The sequence below is a fragment of the Helicobacter enhydrae genome, from assembly GCF_001693335.1.
In the GTDB taxonomy this organism is placed as follows: Bacteria; Campylobacterota; Campylobacteria; order Campylobacterales; family Helicobacteraceae; genus Helicobacter_G; species Helicobacter_G enhydrae.
In genome coordinates, this window is sequence record NZ_CP016503.1 from 242,786 (window position 1) to 269,344 (window position 26,559).

The window sequence follows — 26,559 nt, forward strand, 5'->3', positions numbered from 1 at the left end:
TTTTATCCTTTCTATTCGCTTCGTTGTTTTGCGATTTTGTTCAAAGGCTTTCTGATCAGAAATAAAATCACAGCGATGGTGAATAAAATCACAACAGATTGCCCAAACACAGATGGCAATGATTCTAATTTGTCTGCTTCCACTTCTCCACCAACAAGTCCTGCAACTACATTACCCAAAGAAATAGATACAAACCAAAGCCCCATAACTTGCCCTCTAATTATTCTAGGAGCGATTTGTGTCATCAAAGATAATCCTATCGGACTCAAAGCCAATTCACCAAAAGTTAAGAATAAAAGACTTGTCACAATCCATAGAGGAGAGACTTTCTCAACTCCACCCAAAACTACATAAGATGCAAGCATCATAATCAAAAAGCTAACGCCAGCCAATGCCAAACCTAAGGCAAATTTAGTGATACTGCCACATTCCATATTTTTCTTGGCAAGAAGTATCCAAAAATACCCAGCAATGGGTGCAAATATGATGATAAATAACGCATTGACAGACTGAAACCAAGCTGTAGGAATTTCCCAACCAAACACTATCCTATCTGTGTAATCATGTGCAAAAAAGGTTAAAAGATGTTGGTTGTTGTTCAAAAGTAGACCAGAAAAATGCAGATGCAATAAACAAAACCAAAAAAACAATCAAACTCTTTTTTTCCTCGCTATTTAACCCTGCTAGAAAAAAGAGATAGAGAAAATAGAGCAATGCACCCAAAGAAATAAACACAACCATTCTTTGTGCTATGGTAGTTGGATTGAGAGAAATCACACCTGTGACACATAATGCTATAAAAACAGCGATGAAAATTGCAACGATAAACACGATGAGTCCCAAGCCTTCCTTTTTATTAACAGGTTTTTCCCAACTTTTATCCAAACCTACTTTTTCTCCAAACTCCCTAAAATCTGGAATTGTTTTGAAATAAAAGATGATTAACGCGATTAGCATTCCTATTCCACCAGCGCCAAATCCCAAATGCCAACCATATTGCTGTTGGATAGATCCGCATATAAGTGGAGCAATAAAAGCACCCAAATTGATACCCATATAAAATATGGTGAAGCCCGAATCCCTTCTTGGATCCCCATCTTTGTATAACATTCCCACCATAATAGATGCACAAGGTTTAAAAAGTCCTGTTCCAATGACTATCAATACCAAGCCTATAAAAAACATAGTGGTATGAAATATCGCAAGTGCAATGCTTAGATGTCCAAAAGCAATCAAAACCGCACCTATAAAAGTTGCTTTCTTTTGCCCTAACCATCTATCTGCCAAAAAGCCTCCGGGTAAAGCGGCTAAATAAAGCGAACCTCCAAAGATTCCCACAATAGCACTTGCTGTAGGTCTGTCAAATCCTAGCCCACCTTTCTCAATCACTGCAATCATAAACAGAATCAAAAGAGGTCTGATTCCATAAAACGAAAACCTCTCCCAAACCTCTGTTAAGGATAAACTCATCAATGGTTTAGGATGTCCCAAAAAAGAAGAATCTAGATCTGTAGGATTTATTTTTTTATCCATCACTTCCTCCTTATATCGTTATTCGCCCTCCTGTCTTTATGATACCAAAAAATCATTTGAAATTACAAATCAAAGATTTGTAAAATCGTATCTGTGGCTTGAGAAATTCTATTTGTTTTGAAACTTGCTTGATGGATGAAAGCTTTGCAATGAGCGAGGGTGGGGGAGAGTGGATGTCCTATAAGGTTTGGTGTGGTATAAAGGTGTGGTATAAATACGATTATTTTTGATTCAAATGGAGAGGTTATGGCAGATTCAAACAATCCACAAACGATTTTGAGAAGTATTGGAGAGCTTGAGGACAAAAAATTTTTCGTCCCTCATTATCAAAGGGGCTATAGATGGGGTGTCAATGAAGTCAAAGCTTTGATTGAGGATATTTGGGATTTTCATCAACATAAACAAGATGGGGATTACTACTGCTTACAACCTATCGTTGTGAAAAAAGATGGAGAAACTTATCGCGTCATTGATGGACAGCAAAGATTGACAACGATTTTTTTGATAGAGCGTTTTTTGAAAGAAGAAAAAGAAGAAAAAGAAGAAGCTTTGTTTAAAATTGAATATGAAACTCGCAAGGATAGTTCTGATTTTTTGAAAAAAATAGCAAAAACACCAAAAGAGAGAGCAGGAAATATAGATTTTTATCATTTTGTTCAAGCTTACGACACCATAAAAGACGCTTTTGGAGGGATTGACGAAGTTGAATTTCTAGACACATTAAAAAAGCACTGCAAGGTTTTGTGGTATGAAATCGGAGAAGATGAAGATGAAATCAATGTATTTTTGCGTCTCAATATTGGCAAAATCCCATTGCGTGAGAGTGAAAATATCAAAGCCTTGTTTTTGCTTTCAAGAGAAGATATAGATGTGAAAGATCGAGCAAGATTCTGGTATGAAAAAGAAAAAAGAGCAAGAGCAGATAATGATTTTAGATATTGTGTATTAAGCCCTATTTCAGAAAATGATATTGAAAGAGTTAGAGGCAAAGAACCTGTTTTGAAAGATGATATTCAAAGAATGGAGGTTTATCTCAAGGCTATTGCGTATGATCAAAAATCTAAAAAATCTAAAGTAAATCTTTTTGATTATTTTTATGAAATTTATAATGGCAAGAATAACAACATCACACTTGATAACAAATGGGAAGAATTAGAGAGATGTGTGCGTAATTTGGAAGGTTTTGCTTCTAATAACCAAACAAATCAAAAAATAGATAGAGAAATTTTTCATTATCTTGGGTTTTTGACATATTTAAAATTACCTCTTAGTGAAGTTTATAAACTTTGGGAAGAGAAAGCAGAATTAAGCAAAGAGCAATTTGCTGAAGTTTTACTTGAGGAAATCAGAAAATTACTAGCTAAAAAAATACAAAATTTTATCGAAAAGAAAAAACTAAAACTTGATAAGAAACTTGATTATCTTGATGAGCTTAATTATTATGAAAACTCAGATGAAATCAAACAGATTCTCTTGTTGTGTAATTTAGAGATTTCAAATCAAAGCAACAAGTATTTTGAGTTTAATCGGTTTGTATTGGAGCAATGGAGTTTGGAACATATCCACGCACAAAAATCACAAAGTATCAAAAATAAGATTGCGAAAGAAGGGAAAGACGAAGTAATAAAATGGCTAGAAAAAGAAGTTAAGAGGTATATAAAAGAAATAGAGGAGGATAACCCACTAATCAGTGATATTGAAAAATACATAGACAAGATCAACGGCAAAAAAGAGATAAGCAACAAAGATTTAAAAGATGATGAAATATTTAATAAGATAGATGAATATTTCAAAAATAACCTAAGTCTGAATGAAATATCTAATCTCACTTTGTTAGATAGAAGTTCAAATTCAAGTCTTGGTAATCATATCTTTAGTGAAAAACGCAAAAAAATTGAGGAGTTAGCTAGGGGAAATAAATTTATCCCTATTTTGACTCAAAAAGTGTTTGATAAAAGTATAGAGGGGCTTGACTATTCCACCAAAGATTTCTTTTCTAAAACAGATAGAGAGGCATATAAACAATATATCAAAGATTTGGTATCCAAATATCTAAATGATACGGAGGAAAATAATGAAAAATAAAAAATATACACTCAAAACATGGCTTGATGATTTGCTAAAAAAAGAATGCCAAGTGAGGATTCCACCACTTCAGAGGGACTATGCACAAGGTAGGACATCTCAAAAGCATATCGCACAAAGTTTTTTGAATGCTATTTTTGAGGTTTTGAAAGGAAATGGCAAGTTGCACATTGATTTTATCTATGGCTATCAAAAAGACAATGGATTCTATTTGATTGATGGACAGCAAAGGATGACTACGCTATGGCTATTACATCTTTTGCTTTACAAAAAAGACAAAAACGATAAAGAAAATCAGATTGATCATAACGAATGGCTTAAAAATTTTTCTTATAGTGTGCGTGAAAGTTCTAGTCTTTTTTGTAAAAATTTGCTTGAGAAAGATTTTGATACGGGATCAAAAAGCATAAGCGAAGCAATTAGAGCTAAGGGAAGCGAGTTTGTCGAAGCAGAAGATTTGCATAATGATGCAACAATCAAAGCAATGCTCAATATGTTAGATTGGATTAATGAGAAAATCAAAAAGTGTGATAAAGACATTGAAGTTTTGATTGACAACCTAGAAAACATCACATTTAGTGTATTTGATATGGGTGAGTTTGCTTTGGGAGAAGAGCTATATATCAAAATGAATGCTAGAGGGAAACAGCTCAGCAAATATGAGAATCTTAAGGCATTTTTTGAAAAAGACATCTCTGATATAGCGTTGCTTGGTCGCATAGATACACAATGGAGTGATTATTTTTTTGATTCTAAGAAACCAGAAACTTTTGATATTAGAGGAAGGAATTTTTTGCATTATGCGACATTGTTTTTTTGTCTAGAAAATTTGCAAGATGATAAAGAGCAGATTCTAAAAGATTGGATTTCTAAGCCAAATCGCCCAGTAGAAGAGAAGTATTATGCTCCATTAAAAGAGTGTGGCAATATACAATTGCTCGATAACCTTATTGCACTTTGTGAATCATTTAAAGATAATAAAAAAATGGATTTATTGTTAAAACCTAAAACATCGAGTTTTTTTGATGGACAGAATGGTTTGAATGAAGTAGAAATATGCTATTTCATTTCACTGCTTTGCTATGTCGAGAAAATCAAAAGTGTAGATGGGGTAATTGAAGATAATCTTATAGATTATTTGAGAGTTTCTAGGCATTTTATCGAGAACCGCCCTTCAGCAACACCAAATATCAAACTACTCTACAAGCTTTTCAAACATCTCTCTAGCTCTGTCAATACCACAAATATTTATGGAGTCTTAAAAAAACCCGAATCGGCTTATACATTTGAAGATGACAAAAAGTTTTATAAAAAAATTTATGACAATGAGGTGCGTAAAGCTGAATTAATAGTAGAAAGTCGCAAGGGGGAAAATGATTGGGAGAGTATCTTAGATAAGACAAGTGATCACCCAAGTTTAATCGGACGCGTAAAATTCTTGATTGATTTTGCAGATGAAAAAGCAAAAGAATATGCAGATAAAGCAAATAAAAAATTAGAGATATTTAAGCAATATGCCGAAATCACAATGTTAATTTTGAGTAAAGATTTTCTTGAAAACAATCTCCCTCTTTTTCAAAGAGCTTTGTTGAGTATAGAGGATTATGGTTTTTGTAAATCATCAAATAGCTTTTATGGAAGTTGCAAGCATTTGAATTATGAGGATAGACAAGATTGGCATTGGATTTTAAGTGGAAATTATGGAGGCAAGCGTAAGCCAACTGAGGCTTTTAAAATTCTACTAGAGAAACTATCAAATTATATCAATGGACAAAACTTTACTATCGACAAGATTAAATTAGGGCTTGAAGCAATAATTAAAGGTTGTGTTTTGTCAGAAAAATCTTGGTGGGAACAACTGATGATAAGTGAAGAAGAGATGTTTAAATTTATAGCTTCTGGACGCATAAAGTTTATAACTTATGATCGAGAAGGAGAGTGGTATTACTATAGAATTGAATTACTAATGGGGGCAAGGAAAAGAGTGGAAAATTTGAAGAAAATCCGTGATTTATTGAATTATGCGTTTTATCATTTTTGCAAAAAGGTTTGTGGAGAAAATAGTATCAGTGGCTATAAATATTCGGAAAAAAGTGGAAAGCCACATTTTACGCTAAAAGGCGAGAATGTTGTTTGTGATATTGAAAACAATACTATTGAAATTGGAAACAAGAAATTTGAACTTGAATACAACAATCTTTTCAAAGAATTCAAAGAAATTCTTTTGGAAAAATTCCAAGATGAAATAAACACAAACACGATAAATCGCAATTATGAGGAATACTATTCTAAGCATTTAACGCTAAGCTAATAGCCAAAGCCTATTAGCTTTAATCTTTCTTTGTAGATTCTATTCCAAAGGGATTATTTACAAATTGAAAAAGCTATATCAAAGCCTCTGTTAATTTCTTCAAGCTTCTTTTGTGTTATTGCTCTGCCTCTATGCTTACCACTTATCAGTTCTCCTGCCTTATATTCAAGCTCAAAGAGTAGATCTCCATTTTCATCATAGCCTTTTGCTATGCCATCAATCTTGTTATTTTTGTAAGGAATTTCACTTTTTGATTTTCCATTGTTGTAGTAGCCTCTTTCTAACCCCTTGCGTTTGTCATTTTTGTAAAAGGTTTCTACGGCTAATGCTCCATTTTCGTGGAATCTTTTTGCTATGCCCTCAATCTTGTCATTTTTATAGAATATTTCACCCCTTAGCTTTCCATTGCCGTGGTAGAGTTTGCTTATTCCCTCGCGTTTGCCGTTTTTGTAAAAAGTTTCTGCGACCAATATTTCTTCGCCGCGGTATCGCTTTTCTATGCCATTGGGTAAGCCATCTTTGTAAGGAATCACAAACCTTAGCTCTCCATTATGAAACACTTTTTGCACCCCTTCTATGATTTTGTCGTTTTTGTAGAATGCTTGAAATTCCAATACTCCATTTTTATCATAATGTTTTTGGATGCCATCTTTTTTGTCGTTTTTGTAGAAAATCTCACTTGCCAAAACCCCATTTTCGTAGTAATTTTTTTCTACTCCATCTTTCTTGCTTTTTTTGTAAAAGACTTCTCTCCTTAACTTTCCATTTTCATAGAATGTTTTGGCTATGCCATTGCGTCTATCGTTTTTGCGAAAAAATTCCTGTCTCAATTTTCCACTTTTGGGATAATAAATCTTCTCAAACCCCTCACGCTTATCATTTTTATAAAAAGCCTCCCACCCCAATTTTTTATTTCCATAATAGATTTGTGCCACTCCATTGCATTTGCCATTTTTGAAAGGGATTTTATGTAGCTCCTCATTACAATAGATCTCTTGCACTTCATCAAGCATATGAAAGTTTAATTTTCTGCACTCTTGCACAATGAGCTGGAATCGTATCTCAAATTGCTCCAATTCTATATCATCCAAAAAATCCAACAGCATATCAACTCCTTAAATTTATTGTCAAATGGATCTGCAATGTTAATCCAAAAGCACCTTTGCTTTGCCAAAGATTCTGAAATGATCGATAGGTATGTGTTGGGCAAAGCCAGTGTTTGGTATGCCCAATCGATAGTTTGAAGTTTGATTATTCGAAATATCGCAAGATCTCATAGCCACCTTGCTTGAGGTATGCGTCTTTTTGCATCAGCTTCAAGTCAGATTGCATCATATCTTCTACGAGCATTTCAAGATTGTATTGTGGTGTCCAGCCCAATTCTTTTTGGGCTTTGCTAGGATCACCTAGCAAAAAATCCACTTCTGTGGGGCGGAAATATTTGGGGGAAACTGCGATGACTTCTTTGCCTATCGGCAATGGGAATTGACTGCTAGAGGAAGCAATATAGCCTTTTTCATCTACGCCCTCTCCTTGAAACTCGATTTCAGCTCCGACATATTTGAACGCCATTTTGACAAACTCACGCACTTCAGTGCTAATCCCTGTGGCGATACAAAAATCTTGAGGTTTTTCTTGTTGCAAAATCAGCCACATCGCCTGAACATAGTCTTTGGCGTGTCCCCAATCGCGTTTGGCAGATAGATTGCCAAGATAGAGTTTGTCTTGCAGTCCTAGAGCGATTTTTGCGACAGCTCTTGTGATCTTTCTTGTGACAAAAGTTTCTCCGCGGATAGGGCTCTCGTGGTTGAACAAAATGCCATTACAAGCAAAGATATTATAAGCCTCTCGATAATTGATAGTGATCCAATAAGAATAGAGTTTGGCACACGCATAGGGAGAGCGAGGGTAGAATGGAGTTTTCTCACTTTGTGGCACTTCCTGCACCAATCCATACAGCTCACTTGTGGAAGCTTGATAGATTTTGGTTTTGTTCTCAAGCCCCAAGATTCTAATCGCCTCTAGCAGTCGCAATGTCCCCACACCATCTGCGTTGGCGACATACTCAGGCTCCTCAAAACTCACAGCGACATGACTCATCGCTGCAAGGTTGTAAATCTCATCGGGTTGCACTTCTTGGACGATACGGATAAGGTTTGTGCTATCTGTGAGATCTCCGTGGTGCAAATGAAATCTACGATTTGCTTCGTGAGGATCTTGATAGAGGTGATCGATACGATCGGTGTTGAAAAGTGAGCTTCTTCTTTTGATTCCATGCACTTCGTAGTTTTTGTTGAGCAAAAATTCAGCTAGATAGGCACCATCTTGCCCTGTGATTCCGGTAATCAGTGCTTTTTTCATTGTTTCTCCTTGTTTGTGGAAGTGAAGTCAGGATAGATCCTAAGCATTGTGGGGTATTTGGGCACACCATTTTTGGTGAATCCAAAGTATTTGTAAGTGATGATAGTGCCGATGGGTGGAGGATTTTTCCTAAACTCATCACTCATCCCGCTACCGATCTTGAAGATTTTTTGATCATCTTGACAAAGCAAAGCCCCAACTTGGTTTTGAAATCTACCTTCTCCTTTGATGTAAGAGAGTATTTTACATTCTTTATCCTGAAATTTTTTCATTTTCATCGCTAGCTTGTTGCGCTTCGTATAGTAGGGCGTATGCTTATCACGCAAAACGATCCCCTCTCCACCTTGAGCCACAATCTCTTCTAGCACAGAGTGCAATTCCTGCAAATCTTTGAAAGAATGCTGAGGAATGATTGCGATGTATGGGGCTGAATGTTGGGATAGGTATTGTTGCAAAACGCCGATACGCTCAAGGAGACCGCCTTTTTGGTGAGGGACTTCAAAGATATAGAATCTCAAATCCCGCCATTGAAGTTTTTTGCCTTGAGATTTGATGATAGAGACAATGTTTTCAAAATCGCCTCTTTTGCTCCATAGCTCTCCATCTATGGCAAACGGAGGGAACCCTTGGACAAAAAACGCAGGGGCGTCAAGCAAACGCCCAGTTTTGCTATAGAGATGTTTGCCGTCCCAATAGGCACGCATACCATCAAGTTTCTCACTCCATAGATAATTTTGTGGGGCGTTTTCGATGACTTTGGGATCAAATGGGGCGAGTTGGAGTAACTCAAACGCACAAAGAGTGTAGGGCGTAGCAAGTATGAAGCATACAAAAAACCTAAATACGCGCAAAATCATCTTCAAGCCTCACAATATCATCTTCTCCGACATATTCGCCCATTTGCACTTCAATCAGAACTAGATCGATTTTGCCCGGATTGGCGAGGCGGTGGGGCGAACCCATCGGAATGTAGGTGGATTGATTGCTGTGCAAAAACATCTCCTCATCTCCATTGGTGACAAGAGCAGATCCACTCACAACGATCCAATGCTCATTGCGGTGAAAATGTTTCTGGAGACTTAGGCGTTTGTGGGGCTTGACGATGATTTTTTTGATTTTGTAGAATCGCGTTTCTTCCAAAACCTCATAGCTCCCCCAAGGGCGATGGGTGATGGGGCTTTCTTTGACGATTGGGGTGTCTTTGATTTGCTCCACAATCTCTTTGACTTCTTGTGCTTTGTTTTGTGTGGTGATGAGCAATGCGTCTTTGGTATCCACAACTACAAGGTTTTGTGTCCCGATGAGTGAAACGGGTTTGTCAGCCAAAACGAAGTTTTGATGAGCGTCTTTGGCAAAAATCTGAGTGTTGCTAGCATTTTCGTTGCTATCGCACGGAAACTCATCTTGAAGTGCTTGGAAGTTTCCGACATCATTCCAGTCAAAGTCTGCTTCCACCATTGCAAGAGAGGAGCTTTTTTCCATCAGTGCATAATCGATACTGATTTTTTCCACTCCACGCATTTGCAGACTGATGGAGTCTTCTTGTCTTTTTGCTTGATTGTAGATTGTTTGGCATTGTTGGAGTAGTGTGGGTGCGTGGGTTTGGCACTCTTGCAAAAAACACTTTGTTTGGAAGCAAAACATTCCACTATTAAAAAAATATTCTCCACTTTGGAGGTATTGTTGTGCTGTTTGGAGGTTGGGTTTTTCATAAAATCCCAAAACCTCCTGTGCTTTGGCGTGGATATAGCCATAACCTGTGTGTGGGGAGGTGGGCTTGATACCAAAAGTCACGATGCGGTTTTGGGAAGCGAGCTCTAGTGCCTCTTTGAGATTTTGGGCAAATGCTTCATTGTCATTGATGATATGATCGCTTGGAAGTGCTAGGAGGAGCTCTTGCGAGGACAAAGCACCAAGTATCAAAGCCGCCGCACTATCACGCCCCTCATCTTCAAGCAAAAATTGAGAGATTTCTACGCCGATCTCTTGAGCTTGTTGCTTAGCCAAAAAATAATGCTCTTTGTTGGTAGAGACGCAAATCTGTGCTTCCAAACCCAAAGCCTCCACTGCTGTTTGTGCTCTAAGTAGAGTTTTTTGAAAAAGAGTCATCTTGCCAAAAAGCGGAGCAAATTGTTTGGGCAAATCCGTGCGTGAAATGGGCCAAAGCCTAGTGCCAGAACCCCCACAAAGAATAAATATCTTAATCACATCTGTTCCTTATCTTTAAAAAATAAAGTATTGAAAGTTTTTGCAAAAAATTCATACTGCTGACTTTCCAAAAAAGAGTGGAGAGGAGAAGAGAGGATTTCCTGTATCCCCCCCCCCCTGCTATCTGTAGATAATTTTTCTACGAGCAGTATTTTGGGGCGGTATTTTGTCCAATCATTAGATTGCAAAACTTCCAAATCCAGTCCCTCTACATCAATGGACATAAAATCAATTTTTCGATCGTTTTTTATATGTTGAGATAGGATTTTGTCCAAAGAATTGATTTTTAAGGTATAGGTTTTAAGGAGTTTGTAGGAAGGATTTTGCAAGATTTTTTCCACTCTAGTTTGATCAAAGGTATTGAGTGCAGGCTCGTTAAAAGAGAAGTATTGCAAGCTTTCTTGATCTTTTCCAATCGGAGATTCGATATTGATATCTCGTGGTCGCAAAAGTTTGAAAAGTCGCATAGAATTGGGCATAGCGTCGATGTTGATTCCATTCCAACCTTGCTTGTAAAACAAAAAAGTGTTGGAGAATCTATAAGGGTGATGTGCTCCAATATCGACATAAAACCCTCTCTTCTGCCCCTCAAAAATACGCTTCAAAATCAAATCTTCACCCTCTTGCGAATAAGACGAGCTGCTATAAAGTGCAAATAAATTTCTAAATATTCTATATCCTTGCTGGGCAAAAGGAATTTTTTTAATCATTGCCTTCATTGTTTTCCTTTATTTTGAGTTTCAATAGGATAGACGAAAAATGTCTTTTTTTCAACAAAAACTTCAGGGTTTTTGGTGGATGTGAGCCGAATCGTAATCGGGATATTACGCGTTTGGGCTTGAGTGGTGGCGGTGCTTGTTTGTTGATGTGCTAGAACCAAAACAAATCGTTTTTGGTGATCGCCTTGTATAGAGATGGTTTGGGTGGGCTTGAGTATCGAGATATCTGGAGATTTGATGATTTCAAGCTTGAAATCATCGGCTTCTTTGCTCTCATTTTGTGCCAAAACGATATATTCATTTGTGATGATTCCATTGCTTTGGTGGGTGTAGAGAGAGGTTGCGTGTGTGATATTGAGGATCAGACTGCTCCCTCTGCCTCCCATAAAAATCGCAAGTCCGATAGCAAGTGCCAAAACAAAAACATATCCGATGATTTTTGGACGCAGATAACGCACTTTGGAATCAGAAACAATAGCATTTTGGCTCGTCCAAGTGATGAGGCTTGTTTTGTTGAATTTTGCCATCACGCTACTACAGGCGTCTGCACACTCCAAGCAGTTGATACACTCTAGCTGCATTCCTGCACGAATATCAATGTGGGTGGGGCATACTTTGACGCATTTTTGGCATTCTATACATTCAGCTTGACTCTCGCGTGATTTGAGTGGTGTGGGGATTTTGTGGAGGTTTGTGTCATAGATCGCTCCCCCACGATTCTGATTGTAGATGACATTTTGCGTATCATCATCAAAAAGCACACTTTGCACACGGCAGTATGGGCAAACATAGGTGCAAAAATTCTCCTGTATCAAAACAATATCGATTGTGAAAAACAGCCCAATGCCTAGCCAAAAACCTAGCAAAACTAGATGTTCTTGAGGGTTTTTGAGATAAGCGAAAAAATCACTTGGTGGGACAAAATAAAAAAGCAAAACAGCACTTGCACTAAAGGTGCAGAGCGTGATGAGGAAAATAGCAAAAAGATTTTTTAGTTTTTGATTGAGGGTTTCAAGACTTTCAGATTTTTGCTTGTTGTTGATTTTTCTCAAGCCAAGAAGTTTGGACTGCAAAAGATCGCGATAAATGACGCGAAAGATCGTCTGAGGACACGCCCAACCACACCAAACACGCCCCAAAAGAGTGGTGGCAAAGAAGATTCCAACAAAAAGGAGAATGACAAGAAAGGGCAAAACCTGCAATTGCTGCACGCTGAAGACTTTCCCTAGCAGGTGCAACTCTTGATGATCAAAAGACAGAAGAAAGATTTGATTGCCATTGATATGGACAAAAGGCATCAAAATGACACAAAAAGCGATAATGCTATAAACCCAATAGCGTTTGATACGATAACTCATTGCCAAAACTCCATTTGATTGATATTGAAGCGGAATTATAGACACTATAAGTTTTTTTGTGGAAATATTTTCAAGAAAACCTGTGGCGATCGTTGATGATTTGGGGGCAAGTGGCAGAGTGGGGGAGTAAGCCAAGATTGAGATACCCAAATCCGTGCCTGTGCCACACAAACCCCAAAATAGCTTATGGTGTTTGATGTAATTTGAAGCCCAAAGGTATTGAACATCTGCTAATATTTTTGGAAGTGAGAAAATATTGATAGAATTACAGCTTCTGAAGTTATATGAAGGAATGTGATTTGAAAGGTAGGCATTTAAGCCAAATCATTGTGTTTTCAAGTTTTGTGTGTGCTGAGGATTTGCCTAGAGAAATGCTCTTTAGCCTATTTCAAACACAAACAATGACTTACAAAACCTCCAATGTTTCTGCATTTACGCGTTTGGGGGAGTTGAGAAAAGGGACTTTGAACAACAATCTTTGGGTTGCCGATGCGTTTGGTGTGGGGCGTTTGGAGGCGTATAATTCATTCCAAACCAATCAAACCTCATACAATCAAGTGATGATGGGATATGACACTTATGCACCCATAGGTGATTCTAGATTGTATTTTGGTGGGATGTTTGATGTGTATCTTGCAAATGGGGCAATCCTGCAAAACAGAGGGGATACACAAGCCTATGGTTTGTCAGCGTATGTGAGCTATCATCAAGGCAATCGATTCTATCTTGATGGAATCGCTAGGCTTTATTATTCTTTCACACAATACAACCTCACACAAGCCCCCTTAAACTTCAATGATATAGAGCTGGGAAGCACCAATTTTTATCTAGCTTTGGAGGCTGGGCAGAAGTTTGAGCTTGTGTATGGGTTGGATGAGAGCTTTATGTTTATAGAGCCAAGTTTGCAGTTGCAAAGTGGGTATCTCTCCTCTTTGGACGCTCTTGTTTCCTCGATGGAAGCTCAAGCATACGGCTATGTGCCTTTTGGTCTCAATGCCTCTATCGCGGTGGGCAAAGAGTTTGATGGCAAAGGATGCTTTGGAGGGGTGAGGGGAGGTTTGGTGCTAGGGTATGACTATCAAAATGGTGGCAAGATCGAGATCCCCGGTCTTGTGAGCAAATCCAAAATGCACGATGTGCGTTTGGGGGTATTTGTAGAATCAGATTTCACCCTCAATGATTATCTCCGTTTTTATGCACACTACCATAGTAGTTTTTGGGGGCAGTTCAATGAACCTTATGCGATCGCTTTGGGAATGCGTGTGAGTTTTGGACGCACCAACACACATCGGCTCAATGTGGGAAGCGATCTTGATTGGAATAGTCAGGATAGACAATGAAACCCCTCAAGCCACTGATCATCACAAGCCTTTTGGCTCAGCTTGTGTGGGCGGATGTTTATACGCAATCCATACTGCAAAGCCGCGTGCATCAGGTCAATTTTGAACGCAAAATGCAGAGGGTGCATTTCGAGCAAATGCGTTTTTGGAGTCTGGATGGGCAACGCGCATGGGGGTTGGCAAACTTGGCTTACAAACACACCTTCATCGGTGCCAAAGATGATTATTTTGGTTTGATTCCATTGATTGGGTTTGATGGCACTTTTGCATTGGAGGATTCGACTTTGGTGGTTGGGTTTGATGTGAGTGGGCATTATCGGACGATACAAACCACTTCAGACAATGCCAATAGCAAAGGATATGGGCTCGGTGGAGCTGTGATGTGGAAAACTCCACAGGACTATACTCTTGGGGTGTCTGTGAAATGGGTGCAAAGCTTTTGGTCGCCACACAACATATTCAATCACTATGGAATATGGCTTTTGGATATAGAAAACCACAAACGCTTTTGGTTTGATGAGGGTGTGTTTATAGATTTGTCTGAAGATGTTGGGGTGGGGTTTTTGTGGGATAGTGAGGTGAGTTTCCATTATGGCAAATCATTGATCAAACACGCGATGGATCCATACATTCCGATCAATCTTGGGGCGACTTTGGGTGTTGGGCGTGTGATTGATGAGCGTCATGAAATCAAAGTCACCCTTAGGACAGAGATGACTTATAGAATCGGTGGGGCTCTCTACATCAACTATCAAAATCAAATCAATCAAGAGAGATTATCTCAAACTTCATTTGATTTGTTTGGAGGATTTATCTACAATTTTGCAGTGACTAAAGATTCCAATCTATACACCTATGCTGAGCTGGATGCGTTCAACTTCGCAGGGTATTTGGGTGTGGGTATCAGAATGTCTTGGGGTGAGGTGCCGGATTTGAAGATGAAATATCCCAAACTTCAGCTCAAAAAACTTCCGAATACCGATTTGAAATAAGGAGAAAAAATGTTACAAACTATCAATCTATCAATGCGTTATGCGACAAAAAAACTTTTTGAAAATGTCAATCTCAAGCTAGATAGTGGGAAACGCTATGGGCTGATTGGGGCAAATGGAGCTGGAAAATCGACATTGCTCAAAATCTTGAGCGGAGAATATGAGGCAAGTAGTGGGGAAATCATCATCAACCCCAATGCTAGACTTGGAGTGCTTGGGCAAAATCAGTATGCTTTTGAGGACTTAAGTCTCAAAGATGCAGTGCTAATCGGCAACAAACGCCTATATGATGCAGTCAAAGAAAAAGAGAGACTTTATATGGAAGCAGATTTGAGCGATGAGAAAGTCAATGAGCGTTTGGGGGAACTAGAGATGATTTGTGCAGAAGAAGATCCGATGTATGAATATGATGTAGTGATTGAGAAAATTTTGCAAGATTTGGGGTTTGACACAGAGTGTCAAGATGAAAAAATGAGCACAATCACAGGCGGAGACAAATTCAAGATTCTACTTGCTCAAGTGCTATTTCCAAAACCAGATATTTTGTTTTTGGATGAGCCGACAAACAATCTAGATCTACACTCTATCGCTTGGCTTGAGGAGAATCTCAAGCGACACGAGGGGACAATGGTAGTCATCAGCCACGATCGCCATTTCCTCAATGAAGTTTGCACCCATATTTTAGATGTGGATTTTGGTGGGGTGAGGGAGTTTAGTGGCAACTATGATGATTGGTATATCGCTTCAACTCTCATTGCCAAGCAACAAGAAGCAGAACGCAATAAAAAACTCAAAGAGAAAGAAGAGCTAGAGAACTTTATCACTAGATTTTCTGCCAATGCGAGTAAGGCAAAACAAGCCACCTCACGCCAAAAGCAACTTGAAAAACTAGATATTCAATCTCTAGCAGTAAGCTCAAGACGCGATCCAAGCATTGTTTTCAAACCCAAACGCACGATTGGCAACGAGGCTTTGGAGTGCGAGGGGATCAGCAAGGCTTATGGGGATAAGCAAGTTTTGCAAAATCTCAATCTCAAAATTTTGCCCAATGACAAAATCGCCCTTATTGGTGCAAATGGCGTTGGCAAAAGCACTTTGTGTAAGATTTTGGTAGAAGAGCTTCAGCCTGATAGCGGAAGCGTGAAGTGGGGAGCGACGACTCAGAGAGGATATTTCCCTCAAAATGTAAGCGAGGAGATTGAGGGGGAGGAGAGTCTGTATGAGTGGCTTAGAAGTTTTGACAAAAAAGCAGAGAGTGGGGAGATCCGCTCCAATCTTGGCAGAATGCTCTTTAGCGGGGAAGAGCAAGAAAAGAGCGTGAGTGCTTTGAGCGGTGGGGAGAAGCATAGAATGATGCTAAGTCGTTTGATGCTTGAGGGTGGGAATTTTTTGGTGCTTGATGAGCCAGCAAACCATTTGGATTTGGAGAGCATTATTGCATTGGGAGAGGCACTTTATCGTTTCAATGGCAATGTGATTTGCGTAAGCCACGATAGGGAGCTGATTGATGCGTATGCCAATCGAATCATCGAACTCAAGTTTGGGGAAAATGGGGCAGAGGTGGTTGATTTTCGTGGGACTTATGAGGAGTATTTGGAGCAAAACAAATAGTGCAGGGTGGAGCGGGAGATAGGATCTCAAGTGTTGATAATATAGCAAGAGGAGCTTAGATGAGACAAATCGCTAGAAGATCAAACCCTAGCCAAAGTCTGCTTATCGCCCCTCTTTTGTGCGTGTTTTTGTCAGCACAAGATTGGCAAGATTCTAATTTGCCCACAAGTATTACGCTACATGGTAATAGAATAGACACTATTACACCATCTAGCAACAATACAACTACGGAAAATGGGCGTGAGGTTACTACTATAGGCTATCAAAGAAATCCCTCTTTGGCTATCAATGGCTCAGGAAGCTATACTTTGCAGGTAAAATATCCCGTTCCTTTTAAAGAAGGTTCAGCAACCTATTATTCTGGGGGTTTTACCATTGGTGGGGGCATACAATTTGCACTTATGAATGCTCATACACTAACAATTGAGCGAAGTAGAGTCAATGTTGAAAAAAAGGGGACTTTTGCAGTTATCCTAAGTGGAGAAAAAATCAATCCTCAAGGCACAGATTATGGGAAAAGCTCAAAAGTTAGATTTGCAAATGATACACAACTTAATTTAGCCTCCGGTGCAACTGCAAGTTTTTCCAATGGATCATTTTTTATCCACAATGGACTGATCCAACTAGAAAATCAATCTGAACTCAATATAGAAATAGGAACGATTAGAATCCAACGAAAACTGCAAAATAATGGTGGCAATATCAAATTTCAAGGAGATGTTTATAATATTGGAAGCAACATAGGAATAGCCACAAGTCAATCTCACATTATTGGCAACAATGGAAACATTCGCATTACTGGGAATTTGCATAATGGAGGACAAGCCAAAACAGATGGAAATACAATCGTAGATATATTCTTAGATCCACCTTTTGGAGGAGGAGGCAATCTCTTGCTTAAGGGTGGCAGTATGAAAGTAGATGGAAATATTGTTTCTCAAGAAGGTGGCGATAGTGTTGCTGGAGAGATAGCCAATGCTCAAAAATCTAGCATTAGCATTTATGGTGGGACACTTAATGCAAAAGAATTACAAAACAAAAAAGGTAGCACACTCATCTTTGGCTTCCATAGTGGCAATATAGGGAGTTTCATAGGCGATCTTAAGAATCAAGAAGGAATAGTCCAAGTAGATTTAAAAGATGCAAAACAAAGTGGTGAGTATCAACTTGTAAAAGGGGGAATTACAGGAGTAACGAATCAAAATATTTCATTTATCAATACCAATTCTAATTTCACAGCAACAGAGATTCTGTATGATCCGCAAGGAATATGGAATGGCAAAATATCATTAGTATATGAAGCACCCCCTGAGCCACCCAAACCACCTATCCCTCCTACACCCAGTGATCCCCTTGCTGATTTCACCCAAACCCTTACTTTCAACCAAAATGCTATTTTTCAAGCTTTGGGAGGGAAGCAAATCCTAGAGCTTGGAGTATTTGACGCTCCCAAACTTAGGACAGATTTGAATGCCCTCAACCAAAAAATGCACTCACATTTGATGAGCGTCCCATTTTTATTGACTTCAATGCTCAAAGATCAAATGCACACTCCCACAAACCAAAGTGATTTGACATTGGGGATTTTTGCAGAGGGCGTTGGGGGTGGGGTGAGTGGCAGTTTTGGAGGATTGAGATTGGCATATCAGCACAATCAAGAGACGGAATATGGTCTCTTGTCTCCAATATTGCAAGTGGCTTATGGCTATGCAGATTCTATACAATCCTATGTCGATGGGGGAATGCTTGAAGCGAGTTTTCAAGATAGTAGCCATCATTTTGCTTTGGATGGAGGGTTGCTTTATACGCCGATTGCAAATGTTGATTTGCAAATGCATTTGGGCTATGCTACATCTTTGACAAATTATGCACAGAGTATAAAAATCAGAACTCTAGATAGTGATGAAGCAAGTCTCAAGCACTCCTTACATCAAATCTATTTGGATTTGCAGGCAGGTTATCGCTTTGATTTACCTCTATCTTTTGCACTCAAACCATATTTAGGAATCAATCAAGAAATCTATATGATTCCTAGAGCCAAATCTCAAGATTTTGAAATAGCCTCACAACAAATCTATCAAATGGATTTTGCATTGGGGGTTGAGGGGAGCTACAAATATGGCGAAATGCTTGATATTTCTTTTGGGATAAAGTATCAAGTTCCGACAATCCAATCCCAAGATATAGCAATGTCTTTTAGGAATCACACGCTGAAATTTGATAGTTTTTATCAACAAGCTTTACAAATCAATCTAGCAAGTCAATACTATCTTACTTCTGAAGTCAATGTTGCTATCGAGGCGTTTTTCAAAAGCACTTTTGCTATAGAAAATCTCTACTCTGGGGGTATTGGCACTTCGGTCAGTTATCGATTTTAGGGAGATGATTTGAGTAGGGGGGGGGGTGTGAGGGGAAATCCTCTCACACTTGTGGTTTTTCGCATTCTTTGAGCATAGCATTGAATGCTTGTTTTGTCCCCTCTCTCACAGGTTGCATGAGGCTCACAACAACGATAGCGATACTTGCAGCGACAAAGCCCGGGACGATTTCATAGATTGGGAAAAAGTCATTGAGGAAGTTTTTGTAAAGGATCACCATCACAGCTCCTGTCACCATTCCTGCAATCGCACCCATTCTTGTCATTCTAGACCAGAAGAGTGAGAACACAATCACACTTCCAAAACTCGCTCCAAATCCTGCCCAAGCATACGAAACAATCGCAAGTACACCAGAGGTTTTGTCAATGGAGAGCAAGAATGCAACAACTGAAACGATTAGCACACTGATACGGCTAACAATCATCACGACTTTTTCAGGCAGTTCTTTCTTGAATATATTGCAATAAAAATCCTGCACAATTGTAGAGCTAGAAACAAGCAATTGAGAGCTTGCTGTGCTCATAATAGCTGCCAAAATCGCACTGAGCAAGATTCCTGCAACCCAAGGATTGAAGAGTATTTGGCTCATTACAATGAATATTTTTTCAGGATCTTGCAAAGAAAGATCAAATTTGTTGATATAGGCAATCCCTAGAATACCGATCAAACAAGAGGCAACTAGGCTGATCACCATCCAAGAGATCCCCACGGTTGTTGCTGTTGGGATTACTCTCACAGAACTAATGGACATAAAACGCACCAAAATATGAGGCTGACCAAAATATCCCAATCCCCACGCAAGAGTGGAAATCAAACCCCAAAAACTAACATTGATTAGATCTAGACGGTTTGAAGTTTTGACTTTTGTATCTTGGATCAAATCCAAAATCGCATAAAGCTCTTGAGTTGAAGCTTGAGGATCTTTGGCAATAAGATTTTGTTGATTTTCTAGCAAGATTGCGAGTTCTCCTGCACTTTTATCTCCAAAATTAGTGTCTTTTGATTCTTTGAGTGCTTCAATCACTGCTCCGAGTTTTGCGATACTTGCTTGAGGGTTTTGGTGGATACCTGCCTGAATCTGAGGGATTTCTTTTTGAATTTGCACAAGTGCTGTTTTGGCAGTATCTGATTGCTGAATGTATTTTTTTACCTCACCAAACCCACCTATTTTATCAAGCATTACTAGGCTCAAGACAATAAGAGCAGACATCATCAAAATGCCTTGAATCATATCTGTCCAACAAACTGCTTTATACCCTCCAAGAAAAGTATAAGCCACGATGATAGCCGTCCCAATTGTGAGAGCATACTCATATTCCAAACCAAAAGTAGCTTCAAAGAGTTTTGCTCCTCCTACAAGTCCACTTGAAATATAAAGGGTGAAGAAAATCAAAATCACAATCGCACTAATCAATCTTAGAGTGTGACTATCATCGCTGAAGCGTGTTTCAAAAAAATCAGGGATTGTAATACAATCGCCTATCACACTTGTATAGATTCTTAGCCTTTTTGCAACAAGAATCCAATTAATCGATGCACCTATTGTCAAACCAATGGCAATATAAATCTCAATCACTCCACCAATAAACAATGCTCCGGGAAGTCCCAAAAGCAACCAAGCACTCATATCCGAAGCCCCAGCAGAAAGGGCAGAAACCACAGGACCTACCGAGCGTCCTCCCAAGAAATAATCTTGAGTTGTCTTATTTTGCTTATAAAAATACAAACCTATACCCAACATCAAAACTGAATACAAAATAAAAGTAATGAGAATGGGTCCACTAATAGAAACTATTTCAACCATTTTGTCCTCCTTGTTGTTTTAGAGCTTGTGCTCCTAAATTTCCATAACGATGGAAAGAAATGCTTTGAGCTTGTTCATTGAAATAATACAAAAGCTCAAAGCGACCATTACAGAGTGGCTTCTCTCTGATAATGATCTTAGCCTCATCTGCGGCTTTTTGATAGATTTCTTGATTTTTTCCAGAATAACGGATCCTTTCAAAAAATCTAATTCTATTCACCACATCTTGAGTGTCTTCCTCAAGAATTTGCACTTGTGGAAAGTGTTGTTGAATCAAAGTCTTGAGAGAATGTGTTTTTTGGAAGCTCAAGGTTAGATGCACTTGAGTGATAAAACACGCCACCACAACGCTCAAAATATCAATATCTGAATCATCTTCAATGCGATAGAGTAGGTTATTGATACTCTTATAGACAAAGTAGTTATGCTCTCCTCTAACCTTGACAAACTCTTGTTTTTTGGCAAACTCATTCTGATAATGGTGGAGATAGCTTTTGGCATTTGCGATAAGTTGCTCTTTGGTATCTGAATCGATGGCAATCTCTTTGAGATCAGAAATAAACCTTGATTGATTATTTAAATCTTCATTTTTCTCTTGTGTGAGATTTAAAAATTGCGTGATGTAATTGAAGCATCCTACCTTACGCCCAAAACCAATCGCACTTTTTTTCATTCCTCCAAAGGGCTGTCTAAGCACGATAGCTCCGGTTGTCGGCTTGTTGATATACACATTTCCTACTTCAATATGCTCAAGATAATATTCCCACTCTCTCTCATCTAATGATTCTAGCCCTCCTGTAAGTCCATAACCGGTGGCATTTGCAATCTTGATAGCGTGAGCAAGATCTTTAGCACACATTACGCTAAGCACAGGTGCAAAAAGCTCTGTTGTATGTGTGAAATCTCCCTCTTTTGTCCCATATTTGATCGCCGGAGCCATTGAGTATGGATTATCATCGATGAACTTTGGTGCAAGAAGCCAATATTCGTGAGGAGAAAGAGAGTTTAGAGCCTTTGTGAGTTTATCGCTAGGTTTATCAGCCAAATAGGCAATCTTGTTTTTAAACTCGAAAGGATCTCCGACATTAAGAGACTCTGCTGCATCTTTGAGAGTTTTTTTGAAATTTTCATCTTCATACACTTCTTGTTCAAGGATCAAAAGCGAAGTAGCAGAACATTTTTGCCCAGAGTTTGAAAAGGCAGAATGGACGACATTTTTGATCGCTTGATCTCTATCTGCAGCTTTTGTAACGATAGTGGCATTTTTACCTCCCGTTTCAGCACTCAAAAGTAATTTTGGATTGGCTTTCAAAATAGCATAGGCAGTTTCTTCTCCCCCTGTAAGCACGCACAAATTAACCTCATCTTTTGTGAGAAGATGTTGGCAAAATTCAGAACCTTTTGATGGAAGATAAATCAAAGCATCTTTAGAAAACCCTGCCTCCCAAAAGCATTCACAAAGTTTATAACCTGTGATGGGGGCAAGACTAGAGGGTTTGAAAATCACTTTGTTACCTGCAGTAAGTGGGGCAGCGATTGTGCCTACTGGAATACCGATAGGAAAATTCCAAGGTGAGATAGTAGCAACAATTCCTTTGGGCTCAAAGGTGGTGAGTGGATTTTGTTTTTGCAAAACCTCTAGAGAGTAGGGGTAAAACTCCAAAAAGTCGATTGCTTCACTCACTTCAGCATCAAGCTCTAAAAATGTTTTTCCTACTTCTAGTGCAGCGATCCCAAGGAGCTCCCCTCGTCTTTTTCTCATCACTTCTGCGGTTTTCCTCAAAAGCTTTGCGATTTCTGCAAATGGAGTTTGTGAAAAAGAGCTGTTTTTGGCTACTTCAAAAGCTTTTTGTATATCTTGCTGTGAGGCTAAATATACTGAGGCGATTGGAGATTGATTTTTGCGATTTAGCAATGTGAGCTTTTCGCCTCCCTCTAGTTTTTCACCGGCGATAGGATAAATGTCCTCTTGGGTGAATGAAGAAAATCGCTCTTTGATTTGCTCAGCCCATTTTCTATTGGCAGGAAGAATAAAATCTGTATCAGCTTCATTGACAAATGTATCAAGATGTTTTTCTTTTTCATCAAGTCGATTTTGGGTGCGTCTTGTGTGATTGTCAAGATGAGAAATCCCCTCGATAGAAGAAAGGAAGATTTGCTTTTGCTCCTCCCACCTCGCATCTCCAACTCTGATATTGAAAAAATGACGCATAAAGTTATATTCACTTGTGTTTTCATCAAAGCGTCTTACAAGATAAGCAATTGCATTGTTGAAATGCTCATCATCACACACTGGTGCATACAAAATCAACTGGTGCATTGCTTTGAGTTCTTTGCAAGCTTGAGGACTCATTCCCTCTAGCATTTCAAATGTAAAGTATTGCTCTGCTTGATGTTCTTTGATTTGAGTATAAGCATAAGCGATTTCAAAAAGATTGTGACTTGCAATACCGATATGAATGTATTTGTAGTTATCATCTTGCAAAATAAAATGAAGCATTTTTTTGTAGTTAGAGTCGGTTTCGACTTTTCTTTTGAATGTGGGGAGAGCCCATTCTTTTTGCGAGGCAATATTTTCCTCTGTTTCCATATTAGCCCCCTTGACAAAACGAATCTTGATAGGTTTGCCTCCATCAAGCACTCTTTGTTTGGAGAAAGCGTGAAGGATTTTGAGATACTCAAAAGAATCAGGAATATAAGCTTGAAGCACAATACCCGCTTCCAAATCTTTGAAATCAGAAATCGCCTCCATAAAAGAATAAACGGTCAATTCCAAATCGCGAAACTCTTCCATATCAAGATTGATAAATTTCGCAACATTTTGCCTTTTGGATTCGCTTTGGGCTAGGGCATAGAGTTCTTTTAGTCTTTGGACAACTTCTTTTTTGGAGAATTCAAAATCGATAATATTGATTTGACTAAAAATAGTCGTCACCTTGATTGAAAGATAGGTGATATAAGAGGAGCAAATCGCCTCTTTGTATTTGTCGATACGATATTGAGCTTCTTCTTCTCCTAGCACTTCTTCACCAATAAGATTGATATTGATAATGATCCCCTCTTCACCCCTTGCTTGGATATGAGATTGGAGTTTGGAAGGATTGGCATCCAAAATCATATTACGCGAATCAGAACGAATACGCGAAATAAAAAAGGGAATACTCACGCTAGGCATATATTTTCCTAGCTTGAGAAAGGCAAGGAGTAGAAATTTTTCAAAAGGAGTGAAAAAATCTGCAACGCCGTATTTATCAAGGATAGAATGAATCAAATCAAAACTTGCCTCTGGATTTTTGGTCCTAAAGCCACGATCAAGCAACTCAATAAGCATCACCTTGCTTTTTGGCTCTTTGAGAAGCTTTTGCATTTTGGTGTGGAATTCTTTTTCTGCTTGTGAGATGTTTTGTGTGATTTGGTTTTGGAGTTGCTCTGCAAGTTTAATCGCTTGGGCAACACTAGGGTTTGAATAATCTGCATTATTCATCACTTTCCTCCTTGTATTCTTGTCTTAATCTTTAGAGTTCAGATGAACTACCAAGTGTCATTCATCGTATCAAAATTTTTATCCCTCGCTACAAAAAAACAAAAATGGCAAACTTTGCTTTTACCAAAAGTAAAAATAAAATAATCACAAAATCGCCAAAAAGTATTGGGCAAAGTCGATAATCAGGGGATTATAGCCAATGTTACATATCGTAATTTCATAGATAAGCAAGGTGTGAATAATGGCAATTTTATTTTGCAAATCATCAAGATTTTGGAGGAAATCATCTAAAAACAAATCGGTATTGTGAATTTTGGACAAACATCCCATTGATTTGTTGGCACACTAAACGGCTATTGTTTTGCCTTGATCTTGTGAGTTTATGTATAATTTTCTTTAAATTATTAGACACTTTTCAAGGAATAACATGGATTTTGAAAATCGAGCAAATTTTGATGTTTTGGTTGTTGGCGGAGGACACGCTGGGATTGAAGCAAGTCTTGCAAGTGCCAAAATGGGAGCAAAAACCCACTTGCTTACTATATTGATTGAAAACATTGGATTGGCTAGTTGTAATCCTGCTGTAGGTGGTCTTGGCAAGGGACATCTCACCAAAGAAGTAGATGCGTTGGGTGGAGCAATGGGGCTTATCACTGACCACTGCGGGATACAATATCGCACACTCAATGCCTCCAAAGGTCCTGCTGTGCGTGGCACTAGAGCACAAATCGATATGGATGCCTATCGGATTTTTGCACGCAAGATGATACTTGATACCCCGAACTTGAGCGTTTCTCAAGAAATGGCTGAGGAGCTTATATTTGATGCAAAAGATTCTCAAAAAGTAATCGGAATACGCACAAATATTGGCAAAACTTACTATGCTCAAAAAGTGATATTGACGACAGGGACATTTTTGAGAGGGCTGATACATATTGGCGAAGCGATGAGCGAAAATGGACGCGTAGGGGAGAGTGCGAGTAAAAATCTTAGTGGGAGCCTTAAGGCATTGGGGCTAGAGCTTGGTAGATTGAAAACTGGGACTTGTGCTAGGATCGATGGCAAAAGCATTGATTTTACCGAGCTTGAAGTGCATCACGGAGACAATCCACCCCCACATTTTAGCTATCGCACCGACAAGGAAGAGTTTGCCCCTACACAATATCCCTGTTATGTGACTTATACCAACGAAAAAACGCACCAAATCATCCGCTCCAATTTTCATCGTGCGCCAATGTTTATCGGACAGATTCAAGGTGTGGGTCCGCGTTATTGCCCAAGTATCGAAGACAAAGTCAATCGTTTCGCAGACAAAGAGAGACATCAGCTTTTTTTGGAGCCACAGACTGCAGATGAGCAAGAATACTATATCAATGGCTTGACTTCTTCACTGCCTTTTGACATTCAAGAGGAGATGATACACTCTATCAAAGGCTTGGAAAACGCACACATTACACGCTATGGCTACGCGATTGAATATGACTATGTCCAACCAACAGAGCTTTGGCATACACTAGAAACCAAAAAAGCCAAAAACCTCTATCTAGCTGGGCAAATCAATGGAACGACAGGCTATGAAGAGGCAGCAGCACAAGGGATTATGGCAGGTATCAATGCGGTATTGGCTCTCAAAAAAGATGGGGACAAAAGGTTTTGTGATTGCTTTGGGGATTTGGATGTGTTTGTGTTGAGACGCGATGAGGGGTATATCGGTGTGATGATTGATGACTTGGTGACCAAAGGCACCAAAGAGCCTTATCGTGTCTTTAGCTCTAGGGCAGAGTATCGACTTTTGTTGCGTGAGGACAATGCACTCTTTAGGCTAGGTGAGTATGCCTATAAGCTAGGTTTGATGGAAGAGGGGGAATACCACAAGCTCACTAAGGATATGCAGGACATTACGCAGGGAATGGAATATTTACGCACACATTTTGTGACGCCATCTAAAGATAATTTGGCATTTTTGGATTCTTTGGGAGAAGAAGGGGTTGGGGACAAAACTGAAGCTTTTTTGGTTGTGGGGCGAGAGAGTTTTGATAATGCTAAACTCAGAGCATTCAATCCAATATTTACAGAAATGAGTGAAAGAGCATTGGAACAAATCCGCATTCAATCCAAATATTTCCATTACATTCAAAAGCAAGAGGAGAGCGTGAAGCAAATGCACAAAACTCTTCAAGTCAAGATCCCTAGTGACTTTGTTTATCAAGGTATTAGCGGTTTGAGCCTTGAAGTGATAGAAAAACTTGAGAAACATCGTCCTGAAAACCTTTTTGAAGCTTCACAAATCAGTGGAATCACCCCTGCAAGTTTGGATATTTTGCATCTGTATATTCATTTGAGAGAGAAAAATAAGGCTTAATCAATGGGGGGGC

General features: G+C 38.9%; 17 protein-coding genes. 7 read left to right on the plus strand and 10 right to left on the minus strand.

Translation table 11 applies throughout. The features are described 5' to 3' along the window. Positions 1–11 precede the first annotated feature (11 nt). Positions 12–545: a POT-type proton-dependent oligopeptide transporter gene (locus BBW65_RS08180; RefSeq protein WP_456077539.1), complete on the minus strand. Its 534-nt coding sequence runs from the start codon at positions 543–545 to the stop codon at positions 12–14. 16 nt (positions 546–561) lie between these two features. Then, entirely contained in the window at positions 562–1,533 is a 972-nt protein-coding gene (locus BBW65_RS08185) for a peptide MFS transporter (protein ID WP_456077540.1), read from the minus strand. A 246-nt stretch (positions 1,534–1,779) separates the two neighbouring features. On the opposite strand from BBW65_RS08185, the gene BBW65_RS01195 reads away from it, so the two are divergent. Both BBW65_RS01195 and BBW65_RS01200 read left to right on the plus strand, forming a co-directional pair. After that, positions 1,780–3,618, plus strand: a complete 1,839-nt coding sequence (locus tag BBW65_RS01195; protein WP_066338610.1) for a DUF262 domain-containing protein — start codon at positions 1,780–1,782, stop codon at positions 3,616–3,618. Continuing rightward, positions 3,608–5,929, plus strand: a complete 2,322-nt coding sequence (locus BBW65_RS01200) for a DUF262 domain-containing protein (RefSeq protein WP_066338613.1) — start codon at positions 3,608–3,610, stop codon at positions 5,927–5,929. Before BBW65_RS01195 ends, BBW65_RS01200 begins: the two co-directional genes overlap by 11 nt. Positions 5,930–5,982: 53 nt before the next feature. On the opposite strand, the gene BBW65_RS01205 is transcribed toward BBW65_RS01200, so the two are convergent. The 6 genes from BBW65_RS01205 to ccoG form a co-directional block, all read right to left on the minus strand. Beyond that, positions 5,983–7,035: a toxin-antitoxin system YwqK family antitoxin gene (locus BBW65_RS01205; RefSeq protein ID WP_083985963.1), complete on the minus strand. Its 1,053-nt coding sequence runs from the start codon at positions 7,033–7,035 to the stop codon at positions 5,983–5,985. A 145-nt stretch (positions 7,036–7,180) separates the two neighbouring features. Continuing rightward, the gene (gene gmd, locus BBW65_RS01210) at positions 7,181–8,290 is read right to left on the minus strand and encodes a GDP-mannose 4,6-dehydratase (RefSeq protein ID WP_066338616.1); all 1,110 of its coding nucleotides are present in this window, start codon (positions 8,288–8,290) and stop codon (positions 7,181–7,183) included. Then, positions 8,287–9,147 (minus strand): DNA ligase, encoded by an 861-nt coding sequence (locus tag BBW65_RS01215; RefSeq protein ID WP_083985965.1) that lies wholly within the window; start codon positions 9,145–9,147, stop codon positions 8,287–8,289. Before BBW65_RS01215 ends, gmd begins: the two co-directional genes overlap by 4 nt. Continuing rightward, complete coding sequence (locus tag BBW65_RS01220; RefSeq protein WP_324609204.1) at positions 9,128–10,498, minus strand: mannose-1-phosphate guanylyltransferase/mannose-6-phosphate isomerase; 1,371 nt, start codon at positions 10,496–10,498, stop codon at positions 9,128–9,130. The genes BBW65_RS01215 and BBW65_RS01220 overlap by 20 nt, the downstream gene beginning before the upstream one ends. Continuing rightward, positions 10,495–11,217, minus strand: a complete 723-nt coding sequence (locus tag BBW65_RS01225; protein ID WP_066338618.1) for an FkbM family methyltransferase — start codon at positions 11,215–11,217, stop codon at positions 10,495–10,497. Before BBW65_RS01225 ends, BBW65_RS01220 begins: the two co-directional genes overlap by 4 nt. After that, positions 11,214–12,575 (minus strand): cytochrome c oxidase accessory protein CcoG, encoded by a 1,362-nt coding sequence (gene ccoG / locus BBW65_RS01230; RefSeq protein WP_066341742.1) that lies wholly within the window; start codon positions 12,573–12,575, stop codon positions 11,214–11,216. Before ccoG ends, BBW65_RS01225 begins: the two co-directional genes overlap by 4 nt. Before the next feature lie 299 nt (positions 12,576–12,874). Between ccoG and BBW65_RS01235 the strand changes: the two genes are divergently transcribed. The 4 genes from BBW65_RS01235 to BBW65_RS01250 are packed head-to-tail and all read left to right on the plus strand — an operon-like array spanning position 12,875 to position 18,896. Beyond that, the gene (locus BBW65_RS01235; RefSeq protein ID WP_066338621.1) at positions 12,875–13,915 is read left to right on the plus strand and encodes an autotransporter outer membrane beta-barrel domain-containing protein; all 1,041 of its coding nucleotides are present in this window, start codon (positions 12,875–12,877) and stop codon (positions 13,913–13,915) included. Then, positions 13,912–14,907: a hypothetical protein gene (locus tag BBW65_RS01240; protein ID WP_066338626.1), complete on the plus strand. Its 996-nt coding sequence runs from the start codon at positions 13,912–13,914 to the stop codon at positions 14,905–14,907. Before BBW65_RS01235 ends, BBW65_RS01240 begins: the two co-directional genes overlap by 4 nt. Positions 14,908–14,916: 9 nt before the next feature. Next, positions 14,917–16,518: an ABC-F family ATP-binding cassette domain-containing protein gene (locus tag BBW65_RS01245; RefSeq protein WP_066338628.1), complete on the plus strand. Its 1,602-nt coding sequence runs from the start codon at positions 14,917–14,919 to the stop codon at positions 16,516–16,518. 59 nt (positions 16,519–16,577) lie between these two features. Next, the gene (locus BBW65_RS01250; RefSeq protein WP_066338631.1) at positions 16,578–18,896 is read left to right on the plus strand and encodes a hypothetical protein; all 2,319 of its coding nucleotides are present in this window, start codon (positions 16,578–16,580) and stop codon (positions 18,894–18,896) included. 43 nt (positions 18,897–18,939) lie between these two features. Here BBW65_RS01250 and BBW65_RS01255 read toward each other — a convergent pair whose 3' ends face one another. After that, the gene (locus tag BBW65_RS01255) at positions 18,940–20,700 is read right to left on the minus strand and encodes a sodium:solute symporter family transporter (protein WP_066338637.1); all 1,761 of its coding nucleotides are present in this window, start codon (positions 20,698–20,700) and stop codon (positions 18,940–18,942) included. Beyond that, on the minus strand, positions 20,693–24,184 hold the full coding sequence (locus tag BBW65_RS01260) for a bifunctional proline dehydrogenase/L-glutamate gamma-semialdehyde dehydrogenase (RefSeq protein WP_066338639.1): 3,492 nt from the start codon (positions 24,182–24,184) through the stop codon (positions 20,693–20,695). Before BBW65_RS01260 ends, BBW65_RS01255 begins: the two co-directional genes overlap by 8 nt. A gap of 427 nt (positions 24,185–24,611) precedes the next feature. Between BBW65_RS01260 and mnmG the strand changes: the two genes are divergently transcribed. Then, on the plus strand, positions 24,612–26,546 hold the full coding sequence (gene mnmG / locus BBW65_RS01270) for a tRNA uridine-5-carboxymethylaminomethyl(34) synthesis enzyme MnmG (protein WP_066338644.1): 1,935 nt from the start codon (positions 24,612–24,614) through the stop codon (positions 26,544–26,546). Positions 26,547–26,559 lie beyond the last annotated feature (13 nt).

Coding starts and splice junctions, on each gene's coding strand:
- gmd (WP_066338616.1), bottom strand. CDS start 8,290: ATGAAAAAAGCACTGATTACCGGAATCACAGGGCAAGATGGTGCCTAT.
- BBW65_RS01260 (WP_066338639.1), bottom strand. CDS start 24,184: ATGAATAATGCAGATTATTCAAACCCTAGTGTTGCCCAAGCGATTAAA.
- BBW65_RS01250 (WP_066338631.1), top strand. CDS start 16,578: ATGAGACAAATCGCTAGAAGATCAAACCCTAGCCAAAGTCTGCTTATC.
- BBW65_RS01255 (WP_066338637.1), bottom strand. CDS start 20,700: ATGGTTGAAATAGTTTCTATTAGTGGACCCATTCTCATTACTTTTATT.
- BBW65_RS01240 (WP_066338626.1), top strand. CDS start 13,912: ATGAAACCCCTCAAGCCACTGATCATCACAAGCCTTTTGGCTCAGCTT.
- ccoG (WP_066341742.1), bottom strand. CDS start 12,575: ATGAGTTATCGTATCAAACGCTATTGGGTTTATAGCATTATCGCTTTT.
- mnmG (WP_066338644.1), top strand. CDS start 24,612: ATGGATTTTGAAAATCGAGCAAATTTTGATGTTTTGGTTGTTGGCGGA.
- BBW65_RS01215 (WP_083985965.1), bottom strand. CDS start 9,147: ATGATTTTGCGCGTATTTAGGTTTTTTGTATGCTTCATACTTGCTACG.
- BBW65_RS01200 (WP_066338613.1), top strand. CDS start 3,608: ATGAAAAATAAAAAATATACACTCAAAACATGGCTTGATGATTTGCTA.
- BBW65_RS08185 (WP_456077540.1), bottom strand. CDS start 1,533: ATGGATAAAAAAATAAATCCTACAGATCTAGATTCTTCTTTTTTGGGA.
- BBW65_RS01205 (WP_083985963.1), bottom strand. CDS start 7,035: ATGCTGTTGGATTTTTTGGATGATATAGAATTGGAGCAATTTGAGATA.
- BBW65_RS01225 (WP_066338618.1), bottom strand. CDS start 11,217: ATGAAGGCAATGATTAAAAAAATTCCTTTTGCCCAGCAAGGATATAGA.
- BBW65_RS01245 (WP_066338628.1), top strand. CDS start 14,917: ATGTTACAAACTATCAATCTATCAATGCGTTATGCGACAAAAAAACTT.
- BBW65_RS01195 (WP_066338610.1), top strand. CDS start 1,780: ATGGCAGATTCAAACAATCCACAAACGATTTTGAGAAGTATTGGAGAG.